We start from the raw sequence: 25973 nt of genomic DNA on the forward strand, positions 1-25973 counted from the left end.
TCGCCCAAATGGCGCCACCACGCCGCCCAGTTTCATTGAAAGCAATACAGCCCCTATGACCACCCCGATTCGCAATATCGCCATCATTGCCCACGTTGACCACGGCAAAACGACCATGGTTGACCAGTTGCTGCGCCAGTCCGGCACCTTCGCCGACCACGAAAAAGTCGTCGACACGGTGATGGACAACAACGCCATCGAGCGTGAGCGCGGCATCACCATCCTGGCCAAGAACTGCGCCGTGTCCTGGGAGGGCACGCACATCAACATCCTCGACACGCCCGGCCACGCGGACTTCGGCGGTGAGGTGGAACGCGCGCTGTCCATGGTCGACGGCGTGGTGCTGCTGATCGACGCGCAGGAAGGCCCGATGCCCCAAACGCGCTTTGTGACCAAGAAGGCACTGGCCCTGGGCCTGCGCCCTATTGTGGTGGTCAACAAGGTCGACAAGCCCGGCGCCAACCCCGACAAGGTGATCAATGCCGCGTTCGACCTGTTCGACAAACTGGGCGCGACCGACGAGCAGCTGGACTTCCCGGTGGTGTACGCCTCGGGCATCAACGGCTGGTCGTCGCTGGAGCAGGGCGAGGCCGGCGAGCAGTGGGGCCCCGACATGTCGGCCCTGTTCGAGACCATCCTCAAGCACGTGCCCGAGCACAGCGGTGACGCCAACGCACCCCTGCAGCTGCAGATTTCGGCGCTCGACTTTTCCACCTTCGTCGGCCGCATCGGCGTGGGCCGCGTCAACGCCGGAACCATCCGCCCCGCGCAGGACGTGCTGATCATGGAAGGGCCGGACGGCAAACAGTACAAGGGCCGCGTGAACCAGGTGCTGACCTTCCAGGGCCTCGACCGCGTGCAGGTGACCGAGGCTGGCCCCGGCAACATCGTGCTGGTCAACGGCATTGAAGACCTGGGCATCGGTGTGACGCTGACCTCGCCCGACAACCCGCAGCCGCTGCCGATGCTCAAGATCGACGAGCCGACGCTGACGATGAACTTCTGCGTGAACACCTCGCCACTGGCTGGCCGTGAAGGCAAGTTCGTCACCAGCCGCCAGATCTGGGACCGCCTGCAGCGTGAACTGCGCTCGAACGTCGCCCTGCGCGTCAAGGAAACCAGCGAAGACGGCGTGTTCGAAGTCGCCGGCCGCGGTGAACTTCACCTGACCATCCTGCTGGAAGAGATGCGCCGCGAAGGTTACGAGCTGGCCGTGTCCAAACCGCGCGTGCTGTTCCGCGACATCGACGGCGAGAAATGCGAGCCGATCGAGCTGGTGACCGCCGACATCGAAGAAGGCCACCAGGGCGGCGTGATGCAGGCGCTGGGCGAGCGCAAGGGCGAGCTGATCAACATGGATCCTGACGGCCGCGGCCGCGTGCGCCTGGAATACCGCATCCCGGCGCGTGGCCTGATCGGCTTCACCAACGAATTTTTGAACCTGACGCGCGGCTCCGGCCTGATCAGCAACATCTTCGACATCTACGAGCCGCACAAGGGTGAGATCGGCGGCCGCAAGAACGGCGTGCTGATCTCCATGGACGACGGCGAGATCTTCACCTACGCCCTGGGCAAGCTGGACGACCGCGGCCGCATGTTCGTCAAGGCCAACGACCCGGTGTACGAAGGCATGATCGTCGGCATCCACAGCCGCGACAACGACTTGGTCGTCAACGCCACCCGCACCAAGCAGTTGACCAACTTCCGCGTCTCCGGCAAGGAAGACGCGATCAAGGTCACGCCGCCGATCCAGTTGACGCTGGAATACGGCGTCGAATTCATCGAAGACGACGAGCTGGTCGAAATCACGCCCAAGAGCATCCGCCTGCGCAAGCGCCACCTGAAAGAGCACGAGCGCAAGCGCGCGAGCCGCGACGCGGCGTAAGGTCTGGGTGTCGTCGAATTTATACTGCATCTATCTTGGTTTGTAGTATAAATTTGGCATGCTCTACACGCCACTCCCTCTGGCCGCACAGACGGCCTACGCGCAACTGCACGAAGCTCTGCAGTCGCGCGAAATAGCACGCGGAGTGGCCGATGCGCCCGGTTCGTTCAACCGCAAACAGATTTCGGGGCGCGACTATTGGTACTACCAATTTCGCGATCTCGACGGCAAGCTGCGGCAGGCCTATCTGGGCCCCGACAGCGATCGCCTCGCCGCCTTGATCGCCGAGCGCGAGGGCGCCACACGCGACGCCGATGTGCAGATCAAGGCGCTGGCCCAAGCGGCCAGCACGCTGGGCGCCCAAACCGTAGCCGCGCCGCACCTGGTGATCATTCAGCGCTTGGCCGATGCCGGTTTTTTCCGGGCCGGCGGAGTGCTCGTCGGTACGCATGCCTTCCTGAGTGCGGGCAACCTGCTGGGTGTTCGCTGGGGCGACGCGTCCCGCACCCTGGATCTGGACTTCGCCCATGCAGGCCGCAATCTGCAGGTGGCCCTGGCAAGCGAGGCCACGCTGGAACTGGGCGACGTGATCGATTCCCTCGGCATGGGCTTCGTGCCTGCCACCAGCCTGTCCGGCGTGCGTGGTGGCCGTTGGGTCCATCCCAAGGAACCCGGCTTTGTGCTCGACTTCCTCACGCCCATGGGGCGGGGCGAGCAGGACCTGGTCCATGTGAAGGCCTTCAATGCGGAGTTTCAGGCCCTGCGGTTCATGGAATTTTCCTTGGAGCACATCGAGTCGGCGGCGGTTTGCACGCGTGCGCAGGCCTGCCTCGTCAACACCCCGCATCCGGCCCGCATGGCCGTGCACAAACTGATCATTGCCGGCCTGCGCAAGTCTGCCGAGCGGACCAAGTCCAACAAGGACGTGATGCAGGCCGCGATGTTGTACCGCTGGTACCAGGACAACGCCCCCCATGAATGGGAGGAGGCCGAGGCGGATGCCAGGTCGCGCGGACCGACCTGGCGACAGCAGTTGGACGTTGGTTTGGCCAGAATGCAGCGCGAGATCACTCGTACCGGCACCCCATCATGAGCACCGCACCGTTCATTGCACCCATCACCCGCCCACATTGGAGCCACGCCCGCGCCGTCTGGATGATGGTGCTGGTGGCCCTTTTGTGGTCCACCGCTGGCGTGGTCACGCGGCAGTTGCAGACGGCGCAGGGGTTTGAGGTGAATTTCTGGCGCAGCGCCTTCACCGCGCTCACGCTGCTGGTCGTTTTGCCGCTGTGGCAGGGGCCGCGGGCGCTGGCGCGCATCCCTTGGGGGCGGCCGGCGTTCTGGATCGCCGGGGTGTGCTGGTCGGTCATGTTCACCGCCTTCATGGTGGCGCTGACGATGACCGGGGTGGCGCGCGTGCTGGTGACGATGGCGTTGGCGCCGCTGCTGACGGCGTTGCTGTCCCGCGTGGTGACGGGGCACCGGCTGCCGGCGCGCACCTGGTGGGCCATCGTGGTGGCGGGGTTGGGCATGGCCTGGATGTTTGCCGGGCAGCTGGGCGCCGGGCAGGGCGGACAGCAGGCACTCGGTGCGCTGGTGGCGCTGGGCGTGCCAATCGCGTCGGCCATTCAGTGGTCGGTGTCGCAGCGCAGCCAGTCGCAGGGCGAGCCGATCGACCTGGTGCCGGCCGTGCTGCTGGGCGCGCTGATTTCCTGCGCGGTGACGCTGCCCTTGGCCTGGCCGCTTCAGACCAGCGCGCACGACCTGGGCTGGCTGGCGTTCCTGGGCGTGACGCAGCTAGCGCTGCCCTGTGTGCTGGCGGTGCTGGTGGCGCGCGTGCTGCCGGCGGCCGAGGTGTCGCTGCTGGCGCTGTTGGAGATCGTCTTCGGCATCGCCCTGGTGTGGCTGATCGTGGGCGAGGCGCCCCGGCCCGAGGTGCTGGCCGGTGGCTCGCTGGTGATCGGCGCCTTGTTGGCGAACGAACTGCTCGGCTGGCACCGCGCCCGGCGCGCCTTGCCGCCGATCGGGCCGGCCTGAGGCCACTGACGGCTGCCGTCGCCCAGGCGACTGTTTTCAAGTGTTTTAGGCCGCCAGCCCTAGCTGGGTCGGCGCGGCCAGCTATCATTTTTGATAAGATGGCTGGTCCACCTGACTACTGGACCGAACCTGCCGCATGAACACCGCCGCTACCGCATCGCCTTCTGAACTCGTCCTGGCCGAACGCACGGCCGGGGGCATGGGTCTGATCACCCTCAACCGCCCCCAGGCGCTGAACGCGCTGTCGCTGGAGATGGTGCGCGCCATCACGCAAGTCATGCGCGACTGGCAGCACGACGCCAGCGTCAAGGCGGTGGCGATCCGCGGCATGGGCAAGGTCGAAGGCGGCTTTGCGCCCTTTGGCGCGTTTTGTGCGGGCGGCGATATCCGCTTTTTCCACCAGGCCGCGCTGGCCGGTGACGACGCGCTGGCCGCCTTCTTCACCGAGGAATACGCGCTCAACCACCTGATCCACACCTACGGCAAGCCCTACATCGCCTTCATGGACGGCATCGTCATGGGCGGCGGCATGGGCCTGAGCCAGGGCGCCAGCCTGCGCGTGGTGACCGAGCGCAGCAAGATGGCCATGCCCGAAACGCGCATCGGCCTGTTCCCCGACGTGGGCGGCGGCTACTTCCTCAGCCGCCTGCCTGGCCATTTGGGCGAGTACCTGGCGCTCACGGGCCATGTGCTGAAGGGCGACGAAGCCGTGGCCGCCGGCCTGGCCGATGGCGCGGCCGACGTGGCGCGCCTGCCCGCCCTGTGGCAGCACCTGGCCGACACCGACTGGAGCGACGGCCAGGCCGTGCAACGCTGGCTGAAGGCCGAGCTGCAGCAGCCCGTGCAGGACCGGCTGGCGCACCTGGGCGAGATCAACCACTTCTTCGGCCTGCCCAGCGTGGCCGCCATCGTCAGCGCGCTGGAGGCCAGCGATTCGGCCTGGGCGCGCGAAACCGCGGCCGAGCTGCGCACGCGCTCGCCGCTGATGCTGCACGTCACCCTGGAGCAGGTGCGCCGCGCGCGCAGCATGCCGCTGGGCGACGAGCTGCGCATGGAGCGCGACCTGGTGCACCACTGCTTCCACCTGCGCGGCGCGCAGACCAGCGAGACGGTGGAAGGCATCCGCGCCCTGGCTGTCGACAAGGACCACAGCCCGCGCTGGAGCCCGGCGCGCATCGAGGACATCGGTGCCGACGAGGTGCAGGCCTACTTCGCCAGTCCCTGGGCGGCGGCACAGCACCCGCTGGCGGGTCTGGCGAACTGAAGGGGGCAGGGCAGGCGCGTCTGCCCTGCCGGAGGTTCGTTTCTCCAGATTTTGAACAAAATAGGCCTCCAGCCCTACAGCCACCTGCGCAAGCAGCTACTAAAACAGTAGCAAAAAGACCGGCTTCAAAAGCTGGCCAAGCGTCGCGCTCCGATGCCGCAGGCCGGAGCCCGACGGCCCCACCTTGCCTTCGCACCGCCCAGGTGCGGCGCGAACGCCCACAAAAAAAGCCGAGGATCGCCTCGGCTTTTTCGTGCCCAGCCAGCGCAGCGCACCGGCCGGGTTGTGGGCCTTGGCCCGTCAGGGCTTGGCCACGGACCACACGCCGCCCACGCCCTGGCCGGTCTTGTCACCCGGTTTGGCGTCTTTGGCGAAGTAGTACAGCGGCATGCCCTTGTACGCCCACTGCTTGCTGCCGTCGGCGCGCGTGATGATGGTGTAGTCGCCAATCGGCTTGGCCGTGGCGGCCACGCCCAGAGGCGGCCAGTTGACGGCGCACTGGTCCACACAGGCGGACTTGCCGCTGCCGCGGGCGTCACGCGCGAAGAAATACAGCGTGCGGCCATTGGGGCCGAGCAGCGTGCCGTCCTGCGCCACGGTGGGGGTGCTGGGCGCGGCGGCGCCTTGCTTGGCCATGTCGGCGTTGGTGGCCGGTTGCTGCGTGGAGCAGGCGCCCAGCAGTGCTGCGGCGGCGATGGCGGTGGCGGAAATCAGTGCCTTCATGAGTGGAGCCTCCATGTCCTAGGGAAACCTGGGAAGTGTAGTCCTGCCAGGCGACAGCCCCGTGTCGGACAAGGCGCCGGACAGTCAGCGCACCGGCAGCGCCTCAGCGGTGGCGCTCCTTCATCGCGCGTTCCACCTCGCGCTTGCCTTCGCGCTCCTTGATCACGTGGCGCTTGTCGTGCGTGTCCTTGCCCTTGGCCAGGGCGATTTCGCACTTCACGCGGCCGTTCTTCCAGTGCAGGTTGATCGGCACCAGGGTGTAGCCTTTTTGCTCGACCTTGCCGATCAGGCGCTGGATCTCCTCGGCGTGCAGCAGCAGCTTCTTGGTGCGCACGGCATCGGGGCGCACGTGGGTGCTGGCGGTGCCCAGCGGGTTGATCTGCGCGCCGATGACGAACAGCTCGCCGTTGCGGATCACCACGTAGCCGTCGGTCAGCTGCGCCTTGCCGGCGCGCAGCGCCTTCACTTCCCAGCCTTCCAGCACCATGCCGGCCTCGTAACGCTCTTCGAAGAAGTAGTTGAACGCGGCTTTCTTGTTCTCGGCGATGACCGGGTTGGGCGACTTGGTTTTCTTGGTGGCCATCTGGACAATATGGCGCGCTGGGCGCACTTTGCAAGCAGTTGCCCGCCGATGGCGCCAGGCGGCGCGCCTAGAATCGGGCAAACGCGCATTCTATGAAATCTGTCCACAAGTCCGTTCTGATCTGGTACACCGCCGAGGAGATGTTCGACCTGGTCGTCGACGTGGCGCGCTACCCCGAATTTCTGCCCTGGTGCAATTTCGCCAAGGTGCTCACGCAGGACGAGCACGGCATGACGGCCGAAGTCGGCATCGGCTTCAAGGGCGTCAAGCAGAGCTTCACCACCCGCAACGAGCACGTGCCCGGGCGCGAAGTGCGGCTGCACCTGGTCAACGGGCCGTTCTCCAAGCTGGAGGGCGTCTGGACCTTCACGCCCGTGGGCGACGACGGCCAGCGCGCTTGCCGGGTCGATCTGAAGATGGACTACGGCTTTTCCAACGCGCTGCTGGCCACCCTGGTCGGCCCCGTGTTCGACAAGATCGCCAGCAGCATGGTCGACGCCTTCGTGCAGCGCGCCGAGCAGGTTTACGGCGCCAGCGCCGCATGACTGCGCCGACATCGGCCGGTGAGGGCGGCCCGCTGCACATCACCGTCGCCTACGCCCCGGCGCCGCGCCAGGTGGTCGAAGTGGCGCTGCAGCTGCCACCCGGTGCCACGCTGGCCGACGCGGTGCAGGCCAGTGGCCTGTACCAGCGCTTTCCGGACATCGACCTCGCGCACGGCAGCGTGGGCGTCTGGGGCCGCAAGGCGCCGCCCGACCAGCCACTGCGCGACGGCGACCGCGTGGAAATCTGGCGCCCCTTGAAGGTCGACCCCAAGCTCGCCCGGCGCGAGCGCTACAAGGCCCAGGGCGCGGGCCAGGCGGGCCTGTTCGCCCAGCGCCGCCCGGGTGCCAAGCAAGGCTATTGATCGGTTCTCCACGGCGCTCAGCGCCTCTGAACGCCCCCGGCAGCACCCGCCCCAGCTCGCCAACGACAACGCGCCCCAAAGGGCGCGTTGTCTGTCGCTGCATCAACCGTACGATTCGCTATTGAATCAGTAGCTGGTCGCGCAGGTGGTTGTAGGGCCAGAGGCCAAAATCACTTGCAATCGCTCTGGATGATGCCGGCGATGCGCTTTTGCTCGGCCGCGCGCTGGGCGTCGTCCAGCACTTCGCGCTCCCCCTTGGCGTTGGTGCGGGCGATGCGCATGCCCGAATCCAGGCTGGCCTTGGCCGAACGGGCGCGTTTGCAGTTGTCGGCGCGGGCGGCGGCGGCCTTTTGCTCTTCAGCCTTCTGCTTGGCGGCTTCAGCGGCCTCAGCCTGCTTTTTCTTTTCTTCCAGGGCCTTGTCCACGCCCGCGCCACTGGCGGCGGATGCCGGGGCGGCTGCCGCGGTGACCGCTGAGGCTCCCGGTGCTGCCGCCGCACTGTCACCCGCCGCAGGCGCGGCCGGCGCCGAGCGCGCCGCAGTGGCCGTCGAGCCACGCGGTTGCTTGAGGATGTTCTTGGCCGGGATATCGGCCGGCGGCGCCACGTCGCTGTACACGCGGCGGCCATCCTTGTCGATCCACTGGTACTGAGCGGCGGCCCCGAGGCTGGTGGCCAGGGCAATCGCGAAAAGCAGGGCACGAGCAGGTTTCATGGGGTCAGCAGTGTAGCGACGAGTGGCGCAGGGCAACAGCTTCAATGCCCTGCCGCCGTGCTTGGTCGACAAAAGCACCGCGTGAACGTGTCTTTTGCACATCGCTGCGCCCGGCTGCGGCAAAAAAACCTTACCGATGGACTTGCTTGCGCCGCTGGTGGCCAGGCTGCCCAAGGCACCTGTTTACAATCTGGCTTTTGGAGCTTACCGATATGCGCCTCCTCGGCAATGCGCTGACTTTTGACGACGTTCTGCTCGTCCCCGCGTTCTCCCAGGTCCTGCCCAAGGACGTCAACCTCTCCTCCCAGCTCACCCGCAACATCCGCCTGAACCTGCCCTTGGTGTCGGCCGCGATGGACACCGTGACCGAGGCCCGCCTGGCCATCGCCATGGCGCAGGAAGGCGGCATCGGCATCGTGCACAAGAACCTCACGGCGCAAGAGCAGGCCGCCCAGGTCGCCAAGGTCAAGCGCTACGAAAGCGGCGTGCTGCGCGACCCGGTCGTCATCACGCCCGAACACACCGTGCTGCAGGTGATGCAGCTGTCGGACGAGCTGGACATCAGCGGCTTCCCCGTCATCGACCAGGGCAAGGTCGTCGGCATCGTCACCGGGCGCGACCTGCGCTTTGAAACCCGTTACGACCTGCCGGTGCGCGAAATCATGACGCCGCGCGACCGCCTGATCACCGTGCCCGAAGGCAGCGGCCTGGCCGAAGCCAAGCGCCTGCTGAACAAGCACAAGCTCGAACGCCTGCTGATCCTAGACGACGCCGACCGCCTGAAGGGCCTGATCACCGTCAAGGACATCACCAAGCAGACCACCTTCCCCAACGCCGCGCGCGACGCCAACGGCCGCCTGCGCGTGGGCGCCGCCGTCGGCGTGGGCGAGGGCACCGAAGAGCGCGTGGACGCCCTGGTCAAAGCAGGCGTTGACGCCCTGGTGGTCGACACCGCCCACGGCCACAGCGCCGGCGTGATCGAGCGTGTGCGCTGGGTCAAGAAGAACTACCCGCAGGTCGACGTCATCGGCGGCAACATCGCCACCGGCGCCGCCGCCCGTGCGCTGGCCGACGCGGGTGCTGACGGCGTCAAGGTCGGCATCGGCCCCGGCAGCATCTGCACTACCCGCATCGTCGCCGGCGTGGGCGTGCCGCAGATCACCGCCATCGACAACGTCGCCACCGCGCTGGCCGGCAGCGGCGTGCCGCTGATCGCCGACGGCGGCGTGCGCTATTCGGGCGACATCGCCAAGGCCATCGCCGCCGGCGCCAGCACGGTCATGATGGGCGGCATGTTCGCCGGCACCGAAGAAGCGCCGGGCGAAATCGTGCTGTACCAGGGCCGCAGCTACAAGAGCTACCGCGGCATGGGCAGCATCGGCGCCATGCAGCAGGGCAGCGCCGACCGCTACTTTCAAGAGAGCAGCACCGGCAACCCCAACGCCGACAAGCTCGTGCCCGAAGGCATTGAAGGCCGCGTGCCGTACAAAGGCAGCGTCGTCGCCATCCTGTTCCAGCAAGCCGGCGGCCTGCGCGCCAGCATGGGCTACTGCGGCTGCGCCACCATCGACGACATGCGCAACAGCGCCGAATTCGTCCAAATCACCGCCGCCGGCATCCGCGAATCGCACGTCCACGACGTGCAGATCACCAAGGAAGCGCCCAACTACCGGGCGGACTGACCGGTGCCAGCGCGCGGCACCCCTCCCGCAAGGCCCGTGGCGTGACCGCCCGCCACGCACGGCCCCTGGCGCCCCCGCCCACACCAGCGCAACGCGCGCTGGCCGCTGCGGCGCTGGCCTTGCTTGGCCTGGCCGGCTGCGCCGACCTGGGCCCCACCGCCAAGTCCGGCCCCACGGTTCACCAACTGCAAGACGCCGTCCAGCACTGCCGCCAAACCGGCCAGCGCGTGCGACTCACCGGCCCGAACGCCCCTGCGGGCCAGGGCAGCTACACCAACATCCAGGATTCCAGCGGACAGCGTCAGACGGAGAGGAGTGATCCGTCAGATGGGGGGAGTTGGTTTCGGTGTCGGCCGTAAACAGGGTAGGGGCAGTCGGATGTTCTCGTTGATGTCAACTTACTTCCGGTGCGCATGAGTCTCGACTCTGATCGCGCGGCGGAGATCTTTAAAAAGTACTTCGCTAGGAATCAAACTATTTCGAGTGTAGGGATCTTGACATTGCATGTGGGATCTCCAGAGGCTTCGAAGGAAGTGGTTGAAATAGTCAAAGAACTTAACGATCACTTGAGGCAGGAGATATCGCCTGCATTAGATGTGAATCGGTATTTTTCCAGTACGCTTTTTATTGGTTGTATTTCTGATTTCGAGTTGTTTTTGTTGGACATGCTTAGACTGATGATTTCTTCTTATCCTAGAAAAATTTCATCTTTCAAGCTTGATCTTCACGAAGTACTAGGTAAGACGCAAGAGGAAATTATTACGAATGCGGCTGAGCGTCATTTGAATGCTCTGTCCTATGCGGCGCCAAGGGACTATTTAAAACAATTTTCTGATATCATGGGGCTTGAAAAATCGGATATCAAGAAATTTTGGCCAAATTATATTGAAGCAAAAGCTCGTCGTGACTTAGGTGTGCATAATAATTGGATGGTGAATTCAGTTTACCTAAGGAAGGCTGCGGAGATCGGAGTTACGCCTATCGGGGTGCTTGGAGACTATGTGGCCCCAAGCCATGCGGATGTATCTAAGCTCGTGCAGGAGCTGATAGATTTTGCTAGTGCCTTGTATGAGGCGATCGATAAAATCCATTTTCGTCAAGGTGATGCGGAAGGTTAAATTGAAACTCGCCGAAGCCCTCCTGATCCGCGCCGATCAGAAAAAGAAAATCCTCTCCCTGCGCGAGCGCATCGCGCAGAACGCCCTGGCGCAGGAAGGCGATGCGCCGCGTGAAGACGTGGCCAAGCTCATCGCCGAATGCTTTGGCGTGATTGCCGAGCAGCAGCAGCTCATCCTGCAGATCGACGCCGCTAACGCCGCTGCCAAGTTGCCGGACGGGCGAGCGCTGGCGCAGGTGCTGGCGGCGCGCGACACGCTGATGCAGCAGCACGCCACGCTGAAGCTGGCGGTGGAGTCGACGAACAAGGAGTCCGACCGCTACAGCATGCGCGAGATCAAGTGGGTGCCGCAGCTGGACGTGGCGGCCACCCAAAAGCAGATGGAAGACCTGAGCCGCCAGATCCGTGAGCTGAACGTGCAGATTCAGGAGACCAACTGGCGCTTTGAAATCTAACGCGGTGTGCTATGAATAAAGGAGCTGGCCGCGCAGGTGGTTGTTGCGCCAGAGGCTGATTTCATTCATAAACCGCACACCGCACCTGTTTTGGAGCGTACCGGGCGAGCCGCCAGACCCCGGCCGGTCGCCAGGGGGTAGAAAACATACTGGGGACCATTGGCAATGGCGCGAAGGGCAGCGCCACAAATCACCCAGTTAGCCCGACACCCCTGACCCCGTACACCGCAGACCGCACACCTCACCACCAGGTGGCTGACGGTACGCTCCTTCTTCTTTCCGGCCCAAGCTGGCGCGGGCCGTCTGGCGCATCCTTATCGTGCTGCGGCAGGCGTTTCGAGCAGCCTCAAGCGCTGCCGACGCGCCCCCGCACGTGCGCCGCCACCACCCCCATCAACTGGTCCAGGTGCGCCTGCAGCGGCGCAAAACCGCTGTTCGGCTGGCGCGTGGCTTCGTCCATGTAGACAGGGCGGTTGATCTCGATCTGCAGGCTGTGCCGGTTCAGCGCGGGTTGGCCGATGCGGGCGATCAGCTCGACGCCCTTGTACGGCTCGTTGTACGCCACGCTGTAGCCGAAGCCTTTCAGCGTATCGCCGATCAGGTGAATGAATTCGGGCGCGCAGGTGGTGCCGTCGCGGTCGCCCAGGACGAAGTCGGCCAGCGGCGGCGCGTCGGTGCGGCCCAGGCGCCGGTAGACGTCGCTGGGCATGGAGTGCAGGTTGAGGTGCCACACGGCGCCAAAGCGCTGCACGCTGGCGTCGATGGCCTGCTGCAGCGCCGCGTGGTAGGGGCGCCAGTAGCGCTCGATCCGGTGCTGGACTTGGGCGACGGTGGGTTTGTTGGCGTACAGCTCGGTGGGCTGGCCGTCCACGATGATGCGCTGCCACACCAGGCCCAGGCCTTGCGCGGTCTTGGGGCCGGGCGTCAGCGGCGTGGGCCAGGTGCCGTCGATCTGCGCCGGGTCCAGGTCGGTCTCGCCGCGGTTCGGGTCGATGTAGGTGCGCGGAAAGGTGGCCGCGAGCAGGGTGGCGCCGTGCGCGGGTGCGCTGTGCCACAGGCGGTGGATGTGCGTGTCTTCGCCGCGGCGCAGCAGCGCAATGGGCACCTGGTGGCCGAAGTCGGCCGGGTAGGCGGTGCCGCTGTGCGGGGAGTCGCACACCAGCGGCAGCGCTTCCCCGGTGGGCGCCCAGACCTGCACCGGCATGTCGGGCAGGGGGCGCAGGTCGTCGTCCAGGCTCATCCGGTGGCGCCTCTCGCTCAGTCCAGCTTGATGTTGGCGCGCTTGGCGACGGCGGTGTAGCGGTCGATGGCGGTCTGGATCTGCTTGGCGAACTGCTCGGGCGTGTTGCCCATCGATTCGCCCGAGATGCCTTTCTGCTTGTCCAGGTAGTCGGGCATGGCCATGGCCTTGTGGGCGGCGGCGTTCAGCTTGTCGATGATGGCCTTGGGCGTGCCGGCCGGCGCGACCAGACCGAACCAGCCACCATCGCCCATGCCGGGGTAACCCAGCTCGGTGTAGGTCGGCACGTCGGGCGCGACGTCGGCGCGCTTGTGCGCCAGCACGGCCAGCGGGCGCATCTTGCCGCTCTTGATGTGCGGCAGCATCGAGGGCAGGTTGTCCGTCATCGCGGTGACCTGGCCAGCCAGCGCGTCGTTGATCGCCTGGCCCGAGCCCTTGTAAGGCACGTGCAGCAGCTGGATGCCCGCCAGGTTCATGAAGTTCTCGATGTTGGCGTGGCCCAGCGAGCCGGTGCCGGGCGAGGCGAAGGTGTACTTGTTGGGGTTGGCCTTGGCCAGCGCGATGAATTCCTTCATCGTCTTGGCGGGCACACTGGGGTGCACCACGAAGACGCTGGGCACGCTCATCACGTTGGTGATGGGGGCGAAATCCTTCACCGCGTCGTAGGGCAGCTTGCTGAAGATGGCCGGGTTGGCGCCGTGCGTGCTGACGGTGGCCATGCCGATGGTGTAGCCGTCGGGTGCGGCCTTGGCGATGGCGTCGGCGCCCAGCGATCCGCCCGCGCCGCCCTTGTTGTCGACCACCACGGCCTTGCCCAGCACCTGGGTCATCTTGTCGGCCAGCATGCGCGCGACCATGTCGGTCGACCCGCCCGGGGCGAACGGCACGATCAGCTTGATCGGACGGGCCGGGTAATCGGCCTGGGCCAGCGCCTGCGGGGCGAAGGCGGCAGCGGCCGCGCAGGCGGCGAGGGTGCTCAGAACGTTGCGGCGCAGTGCCATGGTGGGGCTCCTCTTAGTGCTTGTCAGGGAATCGAAAGGCTCGGCCGCATTCTTGGCGAGCGCTGCGGGTGTGAAAAGCGACAATGCGGCCTGCAAGTATTACCAACGCTCATACATTGGGCCCCGCCTCACGCCATGCGCATCCAGTCGCCTTCGCTGTCCGAATTGCACGCTTTCGCCGTGGCCGCGCGTGTCGGCAGCTATTCGCGCGCGGCGGACGAGCTGGCGGTCACGCAGGGCGCCATCAGCCGCGCCATCGCCCGGCTGGAGGAGCACCTGGGCCAGACCCTGTTCGCGCGCGAGGGCCGGCGCAGCGTGCTGACGCCCGCCGGGGCCGACTACCTGGCCGCCATCGCCCCGGCCATCGGCGCCATTGAAGCGGCCAGCGTCGCCGTGCGCAGCCGGCGCCCGGCCCAGGGGCTGCGCGTGTCGGTCGCGCCCACGCTGTTCAGCCACTGGCTGATCCCGCGCCTGCCGGACTTTCGCGCCCGGCACCCTGAAGTCACCCTGTCTTTCGCCCCCTACCAGCGTGACGACGCGCTGACCGCGCCCGACATCGACGCCTGGATCCGCGTCGGTCAGCCCGAATGGCCGCCCGGCATCGCCGCCGATTACCTGGTCGGGCGCGACGTGGTCCCGGTCTGCCGCCCGGCCGATCTGGACGGCCCGCAGGCCATCCGCACCCCGGCCGACCTGTTGGCCCACCCGCTGCTGTGCCACACGCATTACCCCGACAACTGGCAGCGCTGGCTGGCCGGCGTGGGCTGCGCGCATGGCCCGCTGCGCCCCGCGGCCGACCTGGAAACCGTGGCTCTGCTGCTGCAAGCCGTTGCCGCCGGCCTGGGCGTGGCCGTGCTGCAGCGCAGCCTGCTGGCCCCCGACATCGCCGCCGGCCGCGTCGCCATCGCCATCGACCAGCCGGTGTCGCTCAACCGCGGCTACTTTCTGTGCCAGCCCAGCGCCCGCCCGCCAAACCCGGCGCTGCGGGTGTGGCGGGCGTGGGTGTTGGGGCAGGCGGTGGCGACGGAGGGGTAAGGCCGCTGGCTGGCGCAGGTGCGGCGTTGCCTGCAGCTGGGACCACAAGGAGCGACCGACGACCGGGCACCTCGCATCAGCAGATTTTTGCTATGAATGATGTAGCTGTCTGCGCAGGTGGTTGTAGGGCTGAGGGTCGCCCCGTTTCACTGCGACCGGTTTGCCACCGGTGGCCCCGGTCGCGGCCACACCCATTCGCCCGCTTGCTCGGCCCCCGGCGCGGCGACCAGCGCCGTGGCCCCCGGCGTGACCGGGCTGCCGTCCAGCGCCCAGCGCAGGCGGGTGGCGAATTCGAAGCCGGGGCGCGCCTGGCGGCAGCCGATGTCGCGGGTGCGGAAGTCGGGGGCGAAGTCGTCGCAGGGGACGCCAGGGCTCAAGGGGCTGCTGCCGGCGGGGACGGTGGCCAGGCCGTCGGCGGCGGGCAGGTAGAAGGCGCGGGCGGTGCCGGCGGCGTCGCGCAGGACCAGCAGCTTGTAGCGGGCGCCGTCTTCGGGCCGCACGCCGGGCGGGGGCACGGGCGCGTCGGACCATTTGAACCGCTCGGGTGCCAGGTCGCCGATGGGCAGGCTGGGCGGGCGCTCGTCCTTGGGCGCACCGCCGATGAAACCCCAGAGCACCCAGAGCGCGACCAGCGCGGCGGCGACGGCCATGCCGCGCAGCGCCTGGGTGAGGGCAACGCGCGCAACGTCGCTGCGGGGTGTATCGGTGGGGGTGGTCATTGGCGGCGGACGGCGTGAACTAGGACAAGGCGGGTTTCAAGAGAAATGAGGCGATAGCCCTACAGCCATCTGCGCGGGCAGCTACGGATAGTATAGCTATCGCGGATGGGCAGCGACGCCGTTTCCTGCCGTGGCGGGGTGCGCGCGAGCTGCGCCAAGGGGTGGAAAAGCGGATACGGACCTGGCCAAGCGCGGGCGCACCGTTTTGCCGTGGCGCTGTTTCGCCTCTTCGCCGTCGCGCCGTGGCACCTCCTGGTGCGCCGACCCGCGCCGCCCGTGCAGCGCTCAGGCCGGCTCCAGCACGTCCAGCAGTTCCTGCTCGATCGCCAGCTGCGTCTTGTTGTGCTGCAGTTGTGCGCCTTGCAACAGGAACATGTCTTCGACCCGCTCGCCCAGGGTGGTGACCTTGGCCAGCTCCAGGTTGATCTGGTGCGCGGCCAGCACGTGGGCGATGCTGTACAGCAGGCCGACGCGGTCGCTGGCGGTGACCGTGAGCAGCCAGTGCTGCGCCTTGTCGTCGGGGCGCAGGTCGATGCGCGGGGTGACGGGGAAGCTCTTGACCCGGCGTGACACGCGGCCCAGGCGCGGGGCGGGCAGGGGGTCGGTGCTGGCGATGGCCTTGGGCATGTCGGCCTCGACCATGTGGATGAATTCGCGGTAATGCTCGGTCTCGATGGCGCTGACGATCTGGAAGGTGTCCAGCGCGTAGCCGTTGCGCGTGGTGTGGATCTTGGCGTCCAGGATGGAGAAGCCCGCGCGGTCGAAGTAGCCGCAGATGCGCGCGAACAGGTCGGGCCGGTCGCTGGCGTAGACCAGCACCTGCAGGCCTTCGCCCACGGGCGAGAGGCGGGCGCGCACGATGGTCAAGGGCTTGGGTTCGGTGCCAAATCGGCCTTCCGCCGTAGAACCATCTGCGCGGGCAGCTACCGAATGCGTAGCGTTTTCGGCGCTGTGAGCGGTCGGAGCCGTGCGCACGTGGCGCGCCAGCTGGCGCGTGTGCCAGGCGATGTCGCCGGCGTCGTGGCGCATGAAGTAGCTGACGTCCAGCGTGTCCCACAGCGGCTTGTGGCTTTCATGCCGCTCGGACGCCAGGGCCAGTTGCACCAGCGCGGCGCGCTTGCGCGACTCGATCAGCGCGCCGGGGTCGGGCGCGCGCCCGCCCAGGGTGCGCACCGTCAGCTTGTACAAATCTTCTAGCAGCTTGCCCTTCCAGGCGTTCCAGACCTTGGGGCTGGTGCCGCGCACGTCGGCCACCGTCAGCAGGTAAAGCGCCGTCAAATACCGTTCGTTGCCCACCCGCTGGGCAAAGGCGCGGATGACATCCGGGTCGCTCAGGTCTTCCTTTTGCGCGATGCGGCTCATCGACAGGTGTTCGCTGACCAGGAATTCGATCAGCCTGGCGTCGCCCTGGGCGATGCCGTGCTGCTGGCAGAAGCGCCGCACTTCCTGCGCGCCCAGCTCCGAATGGTCGCCACCGCGGCCCTTGGCGATGTCGTGGAACAGCGCGGCCACGTACAGGATCCAGGGCTTGTCCCAGCCCGCGGCCAGCTGCGAACAGAACGGGTATTCGTGCGCGTGCTCGGCCATGAAGAAGCGCCGCACGTTGCGCAGCACCATCAGGATGTGCTGGTCCACGGTGTAGACGTGGAACAGGTCGTGCTGCATCTGCCCGACGATGCGGCGGAACACCCACAGGTAGCGCCCCAGCACGCTGGTCTGGTTCATCAGCCGGAAGGCGTGGGTGATGCCCTGCGGCTGCTGCAGGATGGCCAGGAAGGTCTTGCGGTTGACCGGGTCGTTGCGGAAGCTGTGGTCCATCACCGTGCGCGCGTTGTAGAGCGCGCGCAGCGTGCGCGCCGACAGGCCCTTCAGCCCCGGCGTCTTGGCGTACAGCAAAAACGTTTCAAGAATGGCGTGCGGGTCGCGCTGGTACAGGTCGTCGCTGGCGACTTCGATCAGGCCGCTCTTGTCGAAAAAGCGCTCGTTGACGCGCTGCAACTCGGGCGCCGGCTCGCCGTGGCGCATGCGCAGGTTTTCTTCCAGGCCCTGCAGCAGGATCTGGTTGAGCTGGGTCACCGCCTTGGCCGCCCAGTAATAGCGGCGCATCAGCACCTCGCTGGCGCGCAGGGTGATGCGGCCGTTCTCGGCCGCGCGGTGCGCCATGCCGAAGGATTCGGCCACGGCGTTCTGCAGGTCGAACACCAGCCGGTCTTCGCGCCGGTTGGCGATCAGGTGCAGGCGGGTGCGGATCATGGCCAGCAGCGCCTCGTTGTGGCGCAGCTGGCGCACTTCGTGCGCGGTGGCCAGCCCGGCGCGCGCCAGGTCTTCCCAGCGGTCGCCCAGACCGGCGGCGCGCGCCGTCCACAGGATGATCTGCAGATCGCGCAGGCCACCGGGCGATTCCTTGATGTTCGGCTCCAGCGCGTAGGGCGTGTCCTCGTACTTGGCGTGGCGCTGGCGCATCTCCAGCCGCTTGGCCGAAAAGAAGTCGAGCGAATCCATGTGCGCGGCAAAGTGCTGCTGGAATTCGCGGAACAGCTTGCGGCTGCCGGTGACCAGGCGCGCTTCCAGCAGCGCGGTCTGCACCGTCAGGTCCTGGTCGGCCATGGCCACGCAGTCGCCCACGCTGCGCACGCTGGAGCCGATGTCCAGCCCCGCGTCCCAGCAACTGCTGATGAAGCGCTCGATGCCCTCGCGCAGCGGTGTGTCGGCCGCCGGGTCGACGCCGGGCGGCAGCAGCACCAGCACGTCGACGTCGGAAAACGGAAACAGCTCGCCGCGCCCATAGCCGCCCACGGCGGCCAGCGCGAGGCGGCCGTCCAGCCCGGCTTCGGCCCACAGCGAGCGCAGCGCCTCGTCGGCCAGGTGCGCCAGCCGCAGCAGCGCGGTGCGCACGCCGCGCACGCCGGGCGGCGCGTGGCGCATGGCGTCCAGCACGGCGGTCTTGCGCTGGCGGTACAGCTCGCCCGCGGTCGGCGGCGGCAGGTCCAGCGGAGTGGTGAGGGCGTCGGGCGGCATGGCGGCGGCGCGCCGCGGCATGGCGCGCGAGGGAAAGGCGGGAAGGCCGGCGCGCCTCAGGCCGGCACGGCGCGCGGCATGCCCTGCACGAAGTCGGGGATCGGCGGGCTGCCTTCGGACAGGGTCAGCACGTCGTAGCCGGTGGGGGTGACCAGGATGGTGTGTTCCCACTGGGCGGACAGCGACCGGTCCTTGGTGACGATGGTCCAGCCGTCGGGCATTTCCTTGATGTCGCGCCGGCCGATGTTGACCATGGGCTCGATGGTGAAGGTCATGCCCGGAACCAGCTCTTCGCCCGTGCCGGGGCGGCCGTAGTGCAGCACCTGTGGGTCTTCGTGGAATTTCTGGCCGATGCCGTGGCCACAGAACTCGCGCACCACTGACAGGCCGTGCCCTTCGATGAACTTCTGGATGGCGTGGCCGATGTCGCCCAGGCGCGCGCCGGGTTTGACCTGCTCGATGCCCAGCCACATGGATTCAAACGTCAGCGCGTTCAGCCGCTTGGCGGCGATCGACACCTCGCCGATCTCGAACATGCGGCTGTTGTCGCCGTACCAGCCGTCCTGGGTGATCACGGTCACGTCCACGTTGACCACGTCGCCCTTTTTCAGCGCCTTGTCGGCCGGGATGCCGTGGCAGACCACGTGGTTGACTGAGGTGCACACGTGACCAGGGTAGGGCGGGTAGCCTGGCGGCTGGTAGCCGATGGTGGCCGAACGCGTGTTGTGGCGCGCCATGCTTTCGGCGCTGAGGCGGTCGATGTCCAGCGTGGTGATGCCCGGGCGGATGTGCGGCGTGATCTCGTCCAGCACTTGCGAGGCGATGCGGCAGGCCTCGCGCATGCCTGCAATGCCGGCCTCGTCTTTGATGGTGATGCTCATGGGGCCAAATTATCCCATCCGGCGGCGCCGGGCGCAGGGCGGCTGCGCGGGCGACCCGCGGGGCGCCAGGGGCGCTTGGCCGGCCGTGGCGCCCGAGGGCGGCGGGCTAAAATCCAAGGCTTTGCGCCATGCCCCATTCAGCGGCAGGGCGCCCGCCCGAAACCGGCCCCCACGCGCCCTCCGACACAGGCCCTCGACGTGACCCAGCACATCCACTTTTTCGACGGCGGCAACGCCCTGAGCGACTTCCGCGCCCGCCAACTGCTGCCGCGCCTGCAGGCTATCCATCCGGGCATCGAATCGATCGGCGCGCGTTTCGTGCACCTGGCCTCGTTTGACGGCCAACCCAGCCCCGACGCGCTGGCCCAGCTGGCCGCGCTGCTGACCTATGGCGAGCCGGCCAGCACCGCCCCCGCGGCGGATGCCACCGTCGTGGTCGCGCCGCGCCTGGGCACCGTGTCGCCCTGGGCCAGCAAGGCGACCGACATCGCGCGCAACTGCGGCATGGGGGCGGGTGGCGCCAGCACCGCGCCGCTGCACCGCGTGGAACGCATTGTTGAGTACCAAATTGGCCTCAAGCGCAAGCTGGTCGGGCGCCACCAGCTATCACAAGAAGAGCAATCTGCAGTCGCCGCGCTGCTGCACGACCGCATGACCGAAAGCGTGCTGCCCACGCGCGACGCGGCGCGCGGCCTGTTCACCGAACTCACGCCCGAGCCGCTGGCGCATGTCGACGTGCTGGGTGGCGGCAAGGCGGCGCTGGAGAAGGCCAACATCGATTGGGGCCTGGCGCTGGCGGCCGACGAGATCGACTACCTGGTTGACGCCTTCGCCAAGCTGGGCCGCAACCCCACCGACGTCGAGCTGATGATGTTCGCGCAGGCCAACAGCGAGCATTGCCGCCACAAGATCTTCAACGCCGATTTCACCATCGACGGCGCGCCGCAGGCCAAGAGCCTGTTCGGCATGATCCGCCACACCGAGGCGATGAACCCGCAGCACACGGTGATCGCCTACGCCGACAACGCGTCGGTGATGGAGGGCCACCAGGTCGAGGTGTTTGATGCCAAATCGCCCGTCATCCCAGGCGGGACGGGCGCGGCCAGCTACCAGAAAGAGAGTGCGCTGCGCCATGTGCTGATGAAGGTGGAGACGCACAACCACCCCACGGCGATCTCGCCCTTCCCGGGCGCATCGACCGGCGCGGGCGGCGAGATCCGCGACGAAGGCGCGACCGGGCGCGGCTCGCGCCCCAAGGCGGGCCTCACGGGCTTCACCGTGTCCAAGCTGTGGCCGGGCGAAGGCGACGTCGGCAAGCCCGAGCACATCGCCAGCGCGCTGCAGATCATGACCGAGGGGCCGCTGGGCGGCGCGGCGTTCAACAACGAATTCGGCCGTCCCAACCTGCTGGGCTACTTCCGCGAGTACGAATTGCCGGTGGGCGAGGGTGATGACGCGCTGCTGCGCGGCTACCACAAGCCGATCATGATCGCGGGCGGTCTGGGCAACATCGACGCGCGGCTGACCAAGAAGATCGAATTTGGCCCCGGCGCGCTGCTCATCCAGCTGGGCGGCCCGGGCATGCGCATCGGCATGGGCGGCGGCGCGGCCTCGTCGCTGGCCAGCGGCGCCAACGCCGCGCACCTGGACTTTGATTCCGTGCAGCGCGGCAACCCCGAGATCGAACGCCGCGCGCAGGAGGTCATCACCGCCTGCCAGGCGATGGGCACGGACAACCCGATCCTGGCCATCCACGACGTGGGCGCGGGCGGTTTGTCGAACGCCTTCCCCGAATTGACCAACGACGCCGGCCGCGGCGCGCGCTTCGACTTGCGCGCCGTGCCGCTGGAAGAATCGGGCCTGGCGCCCAAGGAAATCTGGAGCAACGAAAGCCAGGAACGCTACGTGATGGCGATCGCACCCGAATCGCTGCCGCTGTTTGAAGCGATTTGCGCGCGCGAACGCTGCCCGTTTGCGGTGGTCGGCCACGCGACGGAAGAGCGTGAACTGATCGTCGCCGACGCGGAGGCGCCGGCGGACGCGCAGCCGGTCAACATGCCGATGGACGTCCTGCTCGGCAAGCCCCCCAAGATGCAGCGCGACGTCAAAACCGTGCAGCGCGCATTCAAGCCGCTGCAGCTGGAAGGCGTGAGCCTGCAGGACGCGGTGATCCAGGTGCTGAGCCACCCCACGGTGGCCAGCAAGCGCTTCTTGATCACCATCGGCGACCGCACCGTGGGCGGGCTGACGCACCGCGACCAGATGGTCGGCCCCTGGCAGGTGCCTGCGGCCGATTGCGCGGTGACGCTGGCCGACTTCAGCGGTTTTGCCGGTGAAGCCATGAGCATGGGCGAGCGCACGCCGCTGGCCGCGCTAGATGCCCCCGCATCCGGCCGCATGGCCGTGGCCGAAGCCATCACCAACCTGCTGGCCGCGCCCATCGCGTTGGACAAGGTCAAGCTGTCCGCCAACTGGATGGCGGCCTGCGGCGAGCCGGGTGAAGACGCCGACCTGTACGCCACGGTGAAGGCCGTGGGCATGGAGCTGTGCCCGGCGCTGGGCGTGTCGATCCCGGTCGGCAAGGACAGCCTGTCGATGCGCACGCAGTGGACGGACGCCGGCGGCGCCGCGCGCAAGGTCGTGTCGCCCGTCAGCCTGATCGTCAGCGCGTTTGCGTCCATCGACGACGTGCGGCCCACGCTCACGCCGCAGCTCACGCGCGAAGGCGACACCACGCTGGTGCTGGTCGACCTGGGCCGTGGCCGCCACCGCCTAGCGGGCAGCGTGCTGGCGCAGGCGCTGGGCCAGTCCGGCAGCCCGACGGTGGACGGCGTGCCCGATCTGCACGACCCGCAGGATTTGAAGGCGCTGGTCGCCGCTGTGAACCAGCTGCGCGCAGAGGGCAAATTGCTGGCCTACCACGACCGCAGCGACGGTGGCCTGATCGCCGCCGCGGCCGAAATGGCCTTCGCCGGCCAGGTCGGCGTGGCGCTGAACGTCGATCTGCTGGTGACCGAAGGCGACGGCATCAGCGACAGCCGCGCCGAGTACGGCGACGCCAAGAACTGGGCGTCGCAGATCAGCGCCCGCCGCGAAGAGCTGACCCTGCGCGCCCTGTTTGCCGAAGAGCTGGGCGTGCTGCTGCAGGTGCGCACGGCCGAGCGCGACGCCGTCATGCAAGTGCTGCGCGCGCACGGCTTGTCTAAGTGGAGCCACTATGTTGGCAAGACGCGCCCGGCCGCCGACACCATCGACAAGGGCAAGGGCCAACTCAGCGTTTGGCGCGACACCAAGGAAATCTTTGCCGCCAGCCTGCAGGACCTGCAGCAGGTGTGGGACAGCGTCAGCTGGAAGATCGCCCGCGAGCGCGACAACCCCGCCTGCGCCGACGCCGAACACGCGTCGGTGGGCGACCCGGCCGACCCGGGCCTGTTCATTTCGTTGTCCGACGATTTGAAGAAAAACATGGCGGCGGCCCTACAACCACCTGCGCAAGCAGCTAGCAATAATGTAGTGGTGGGCGGCGCGCGGCCCAAGGTCGCCATCCTGCGCGAGCAGGGCGTCAACTCGCACGTCGAGATGGCCTACGCCTTCCACGAAGCCGGCTTTGACGCCGTCGACGTGCACATGACCGACCTGCAAACCGGCCGCGTGCAACTGGGCGGCTACAAGGGCCTGGTGGCCTGCGGCGGCTTCAGCTATGGCGACACGCTGGGCGCGGGCATCGGCTGGGCGCGCTCGATCACCTTCAACCCGCAGCTGGCCGCGCAGTTCGCCGAATTCTTCGGCCGCGGCGACAGCTTCGCGCTGGGCGTGTGCAACGGCTGCCAGATGTTCGCCGAGCTGGCCGACATCATCCCCGGCGCCCAGGCCTGGCCGCGCTTCACCACCAACGTCAGCGAACGCTTTGAAGCGCGCCTGTCGCTGGTCGAAGTGGTCGAATCGCCCAGCCTGTTCTTCCAGGGCATGGCCGGCAGCCGCCTGCCGATCGCGGTGGCGCACGGCGAGGGCTACGCCAACTTCCGCGCCCGCGGCGACCAAGCCAGCGTCATCGCCAGCATGCGCTACGTCGACCACCACGGCGCGCCGACCGAGGCCTACCCCTTCAACCCCAACGGCAGCCCCGCTGGCCTGACGGCGGTGACCACCGCCGACGGCCGCTTCACGGCCATGATGCCGCACCCCGAACGCGTGTTCCGCAACATCCAGATGAGCTGGACCGACGGGCCCAAGAGCGATTTCAGCCCCTGGATGCAGATCTGGCGCAACGCGCGGCGCTGGGTGGGGTGAGCGGCCGACCGACCACCCAGCAGAATCCATAACGACGGTCCAGGGAGGGCTGTATGAAGCGGGAGAAAGACAAGGTGCGCCAGGCGCCGTTGGGCTGGCGCGCCACGCTGGCCTTGACGGCGGCGCTGGTGCTGGTGGGCTGCGCCACTGGCCCGCAGGACAGTGGCGCGCCCGCGCCGTCGTCCGACAGCCCGGCGGTGGCCAGCGGGCCCCAGCCGCCGCAGGTGGTGAATCGCTCCACCTTGCCGAACCTGACGCTCACGGGGGTAGACGGCTACGGCGAGTACACCTCGCTGGCACTGAAGATCAGCTACGACATCGACGCCCGGGGCGTGTGGCAGCCTGCCGCGGACCAGGAGCCGATGCTGAACGAAGGCCATGACCTGGCCAACGACTTCCGTTGCATGGCCCATGGCGCCGGTTACAACCAACGCACCGTGTGGTTCCCCGACACCGGCATCTTCGTGCGCGGCGCGCAACTGCGCTCGCTGGCCGACGCCAGGGGCGCGGATCGGCCGCTGGTGGTGCTGTCGGAGGGCGACAACGGGTCGCTGTCCGTCGCCGGGCCGAAAGCGCGTGAACTGGAGTACGGCTACGTGCCGTGCGTGGGCCGCCAGCGCGTCGACGTCGGCCACCGTGCCAGCGGCTACGTGAAGCCGGGTGATCGCCTCCAGTTGCGTCCGGCCGGGCGCAACGCCCGACCGGTCACCCTGACGGTGCCACGCACGATGCGCCCGTACGTGATCCTGGACTTTGCCGGCCGCCCCGCGCGTGCCCTGGTGCCTGCGAACATGGTACTGCTGTCGATCGACTGGCCGAACCGGCGCGCCGTGGCGCAGTACCAGGTGACGGTGGCCATGCAGCCGCAGGTCGCGCGCGCCGCCTGGATGATCACGCTGCCCGATCCGGGCGCGGTCCAGGACCGCAGTGCGGTCGACATCAACCGCGAGGTCGAACGCTACCTGGACACCTGCCCCTCGGCCAGCAAGCCGATGGACCCGTGTGCCAACCCGCACGGCCAGTTGCCACCGCTGTTGCGGCCTGCGCCGGCCAGTCGGTCGGTCAAGGACGTGTGATCTGCCGTTGCGCCGTGTTGGCGAGGCGTCTTGGCGGCTTTTCGCAAGGTAGATTGACACGAAGCGGGGCGATACTGGCGTCGACCGGCTGCGCGACACCGGCGCCGTCAGGCCCAGGATCCTCTGCACGCAGCCGCCCATGAGGGCGGTGGCCTGCTCCGCCAGGAGGAGCCATCGCTACGCATGCGCCGCAGGACGTCCCAACAGGACAGCGACAACAACAGGGAGAAGCAGACTGAACACATCCACCATGAACCGGGGCGGTCTGCGCGCGGGTTGTCGGCGGCTGTCGGCATCTGCTGCGGTGGCCGCAACCGCGCTGGGCAGCGCCTGCGCGGCACCGGGCAAGGCACCCGCCGATTCGCCCGCAGGCATTCCGTCTGACCGTGCGGGCGCCACCAGCGCCTCCGCGGCGACCGCGGCATCGGCCGATGCGCCCGCACCCCGTCAGCACCCTCCGGCGGTGGAAAACAGAACGCCGTTCCCCGACCTCAGCATGGCCGACGCCGACGACCCGGTCTACGGCACTTACGACGCTTTCCGCCTGAAGATCAGCTACGTCATTGACGCCCACGGCCACCTCGGCATCGGCGCGGCCGATCCCGAGCCGATGCTGACCGGGGCCGACGACCCTGCCCAGGACCTACGGTGCACCGCTCATGGCGCCGGCTTCAACCAGCGCACCGTCTGGTACCCGGACACAGACATCTTTGTGGCTGGCGCGCGTCTGGTTGCTGCGCAGTCGGGCGACGGCTCGCCACGGCCGCTGCTGCGCATGGGCTCGCAAGCGCAGGGCATTGTCACCGCCACCGGCCCGCGCGCGCGCCAGGCCGAATACGGTTACGCCCCCTGCGTCGGCAGCCAGCGTGTGCGCGGCGGCGCGCGTGCCGAGCGCTACCTGAACGGTGGCGACCGCCTCAGCCTGCGCCCGGACGGCGGCAAGGGCGGTGTGCAGACGATCGTGCTGCCCCAGGACCCCCGGCCGTTTGCCATGCTGATGTACGAAGGGCGGGCAGAGCGCGCCTTCGTGCCGGCCCAGCTGGTGCTGCTGACGATCGACTGGCCACGTCGCCGCGCCGTCGGCCTCTACCAGATCACCGTGCCCATCCAGCCGGTGGTGGCCAGCGTGCACTGGAGCACCACACTGCCGCCGTTCACCATCGCCCAGATGCCGCAGATGCAGGCTTTCAACCGTGCCGTGTCCAGCTACATCGCCACCTGCCCGGTGCCGATGAAGCCCATGGATCCGTGTGCCAACCCGAACCGCCCCTTGCCCGAGATCCTGACGCGCTAACGCAGGACACCTGTGGCCCGTGTGCGCACCCACGCCCGATTTCAATCCCACCA

At 67.7% G+C, this 25973-nt stretch carries 22 protein-coding genes; 14 read left to right on the forward strand and 8 right to left on the reverse strand.

Annotated elements, in window-relative coordinates; genetic code table 11:
- Positions 1–55 precede the first annotated feature (55 nt).
- The 4 genes from typA to FVQ98_RS08450 all read left to right on the forward strand — a co-directional run bounded on the left by typA (position 56) and on the right by FVQ98_RS08450 (position 5186).
- On the forward strand, positions 56–1885 hold the full coding sequence (gene typA / locus FVQ98_RS08435; RefSeq protein WP_147912991.1) for a translational GTPase TypA: 1830 nt from the start codon (positions 56–58) through the stop codon (positions 1883–1885).
- Between the two features lie 58 nt (positions 1886–1943).
- Entirely contained in the window at positions 1944–2978 is a 1035-nt protein-coding gene (locus FVQ98_RS08440) for a GSU2403 family nucleotidyltransferase fold protein (RefSeq protein ID WP_147912992.1), read from the forward strand.
- Positions 2975–3922 carry a DMT family transporter gene (locus FVQ98_RS08445; protein ID WP_255507704.1) on the forward strand — a complete coding sequence of 316 codons (948 nt, stop codon included), beginning with the start codon at positions 2975–2977 and terminating at the stop codon, positions 3920–3922. Before FVQ98_RS08440 ends, FVQ98_RS08445 begins: the two co-directional genes overlap by 4 nt.
- Before the next feature lie 136 nt (positions 3923–4058).
- Complete coding sequence (locus tag FVQ98_RS08450; RefSeq protein WP_147912993.1) at positions 4059–5186, forward strand: enoyl-CoA hydratase/isomerase family protein; 1128 nt, start codon at positions 4059–4061, stop codon at positions 5184–5186.
- Positions 5187–5486: 300 nt separating this feature from the next.
- Here the strand turns inward: FVQ98_RS08450 and FVQ98_RS08455 are convergent, their stop codons facing one another.
- Positions 5487–5909: a COG4315 family predicted lipoprotein gene (locus tag FVQ98_RS08455; RefSeq protein WP_147912994.1), complete on the reverse strand. Its 423-nt coding sequence runs from the start codon at positions 5907–5909 to the stop codon at positions 5487–5489.
- 103 nt (positions 5910–6012) lie between these two features.
- Complete coding sequence (gene smpB / locus FVQ98_RS08460) at positions 6013–6492, reverse strand: SsrA-binding protein SmpB (RefSeq protein ID WP_147912995.1); 480 nt, start codon at positions 6490–6492, stop codon at positions 6013–6015.
- A 92-nt stretch (positions 6493–6584) separates the two neighbouring features.
- Between smpB and FVQ98_RS08465 the strand changes: the two genes are divergently transcribed.
- Positions 6585–7037, forward strand: a complete 453-nt coding sequence (locus FVQ98_RS08465; protein WP_147912996.1) for a type II toxin-antitoxin system RatA family toxin — start codon at positions 6585–6587, stop codon at positions 7035–7037.
- Positions 7034–7399 carry an RnfH family protein gene (locus FVQ98_RS08470; protein ID WP_147912997.1) on the forward strand — a complete coding sequence of 122 codons (366 nt, stop codon included), beginning with the start codon at positions 7034–7036 and terminating at the stop codon, positions 7397–7399. The genes FVQ98_RS08465 and FVQ98_RS08470 overlap by 4 nt, the downstream gene beginning before the upstream one ends.
- 170 nt (positions 7400–7569) lie before the next feature.
- Here the strand turns inward: FVQ98_RS08470 and FVQ98_RS08475 are convergent, their stop codons facing one another.
- Complete coding sequence (locus tag FVQ98_RS08475; protein ID WP_147912998.1) at positions 7570–8112, reverse strand: DUF4124 domain-containing protein; 543 nt, start codon at positions 8110–8112, stop codon at positions 7570–7572.
- Positions 8113–8324: 212 nt separating this feature from the next.
- On the opposite strand from FVQ98_RS08475, the gene guaB reads away from it, so the two are divergent.
- Genes guaB through FVQ98_RS08495 form a run of 4 tightly spaced genes read left to right on the forward strand, consistent with a single transcriptional unit; the run spans position 8325 to position 11366 of the window.
- Positions 8325–9794, forward strand: a complete 1470-nt coding sequence (gene guaB, locus FVQ98_RS08480) for an IMP dehydrogenase (RefSeq protein ID WP_147913085.1) — start codon at positions 8325–8327, stop codon at positions 9792–9794.
- Positions 9795–9835: 41 nt separating this feature from the next.
- Positions 9836–10153: a hypothetical protein gene (locus FVQ98_RS08485; RefSeq protein WP_147912999.1), complete on the forward strand. Its 318-nt coding sequence runs from the start codon at positions 9836–9838 to the stop codon at positions 10151–10153.
- A gap of 54 nt (positions 10154–10207) precedes the next feature.
- Positions 10208–10912, forward strand: a complete 705-nt coding sequence (locus FVQ98_RS08490) for a hypothetical protein (protein ID WP_147913000.1) — start codon at positions 10208–10210, stop codon at positions 10910–10912.
- A gap of 1 nt (position 10913) precedes the next feature.
- Entirely contained in the window at positions 10914–11366 is a 453-nt protein-coding gene (locus FVQ98_RS08495; protein WP_147913001.1) for a DIP1984 family protein, read from the forward strand.
- A gap of 346 nt (positions 11367–11712) precedes the next feature.
- Here FVQ98_RS08495 and FVQ98_RS08500 read toward each other — a convergent pair whose 3' ends face one another.
- Positions 11713–12606: an N-formylglutamate amidohydrolase gene (locus FVQ98_RS08500; RefSeq protein WP_187265678.1), complete on the reverse strand. Its 894-nt coding sequence runs from the start codon at positions 12604–12606 to the stop codon at positions 11713–11715.
- Positions 12607–12623: 17 nt separating this feature from the next.
- Positions 12624–13607: a tripartite tricarboxylate transporter substrate binding protein BugE gene (locus FVQ98_RS08505; RefSeq protein WP_147913002.1), complete on the reverse strand. Its 984-nt coding sequence runs from the start codon at positions 13605–13607 to the stop codon at positions 12624–12626.
- A gap of 135 nt (positions 13608–13742) precedes the next feature.
- Between FVQ98_RS08505 and FVQ98_RS08510 the strand changes: the two genes are divergently transcribed.
- Complete coding sequence (locus tag FVQ98_RS08510; protein ID WP_147913003.1) at positions 13743–14642, forward strand: LysR substrate-binding domain-containing protein; 900 nt, start codon at positions 13743–13745, stop codon at positions 14640–14642.
- Between the two features lie 146 nt (positions 14643–14788).
- Here FVQ98_RS08510 and FVQ98_RS08515 read toward each other — a convergent pair whose 3' ends face one another.
- From FVQ98_RS08515 to map, 3 genes are all read right to left on the reverse strand, one after another.
- Positions 14789–15361, reverse strand: a complete 573-nt coding sequence (locus FVQ98_RS08515; protein WP_147913004.1) for a hypothetical protein — start codon at positions 15359–15361, stop codon at positions 14789–14791.
- Positions 15362–15646: 285 nt separating this feature from the next.
- Positions 15647–18400 (reverse strand): [protein-PII] uridylyltransferase, encoded by a 2754-nt coding sequence (locus FVQ98_RS08520; RefSeq protein WP_147913005.1) that lies wholly within the window; start codon positions 18398–18400, stop codon positions 15647–15649.
- 35 nt (positions 18401–18435) lie between these two features.
- Positions 18436–19260 (reverse strand): type I methionyl aminopeptidase, encoded by an 825-nt coding sequence (gene map / locus FVQ98_RS08525; RefSeq protein WP_147913006.1) that lies wholly within the window; start codon positions 19258–19260, stop codon positions 18436–18438.
- A gap of 198 nt (positions 19261–19458) precedes the next feature.
- On the opposite strand from map, the gene purL reads away from it, so the two are divergent.
- The 3 genes from purL to FVQ98_RS08540 all read left to right on the forward strand — a co-directional run bounded on the left by purL (position 19459) and on the right by FVQ98_RS08540 (position 25920).
- Positions 19459–23550, forward strand: coding sequence for a phosphoribosylformylglycinamidine synthase (purL, locus tag FVQ98_RS08530; protein WP_147913007.1), 4092 nt, complete (start codon positions 19459–19461; stop codon positions 23548–23550).
- A gap of 53 nt (positions 23551–23603) precedes the next feature.
- Positions 23604–24626, forward strand: a complete 1023-nt coding sequence (locus FVQ98_RS08535; RefSeq protein ID WP_147913008.1) for a hypothetical protein — start codon at positions 23604–23606, stop codon at positions 24624–24626.
- Between the two features lie 250 nt (positions 24627–24876).
- A complete protein-coding gene (locus FVQ98_RS08540) occupies positions 24877–25920 on the forward strand; it encodes a hypothetical protein (protein ID WP_147913009.1) in 1044 nt (347 codons plus the stop codon).
- Positions 25921–25973: the final 53 nt, after the last annotated feature.

It is taken from the genome of Ottowia flava (assembly GCF_008017535.1).
Lineage (GTDB): Bacteria > Pseudomonadota > Gammaproteobacteria > Burkholderiales > Burkholderiaceae_C > Ottowia > Ottowia flava.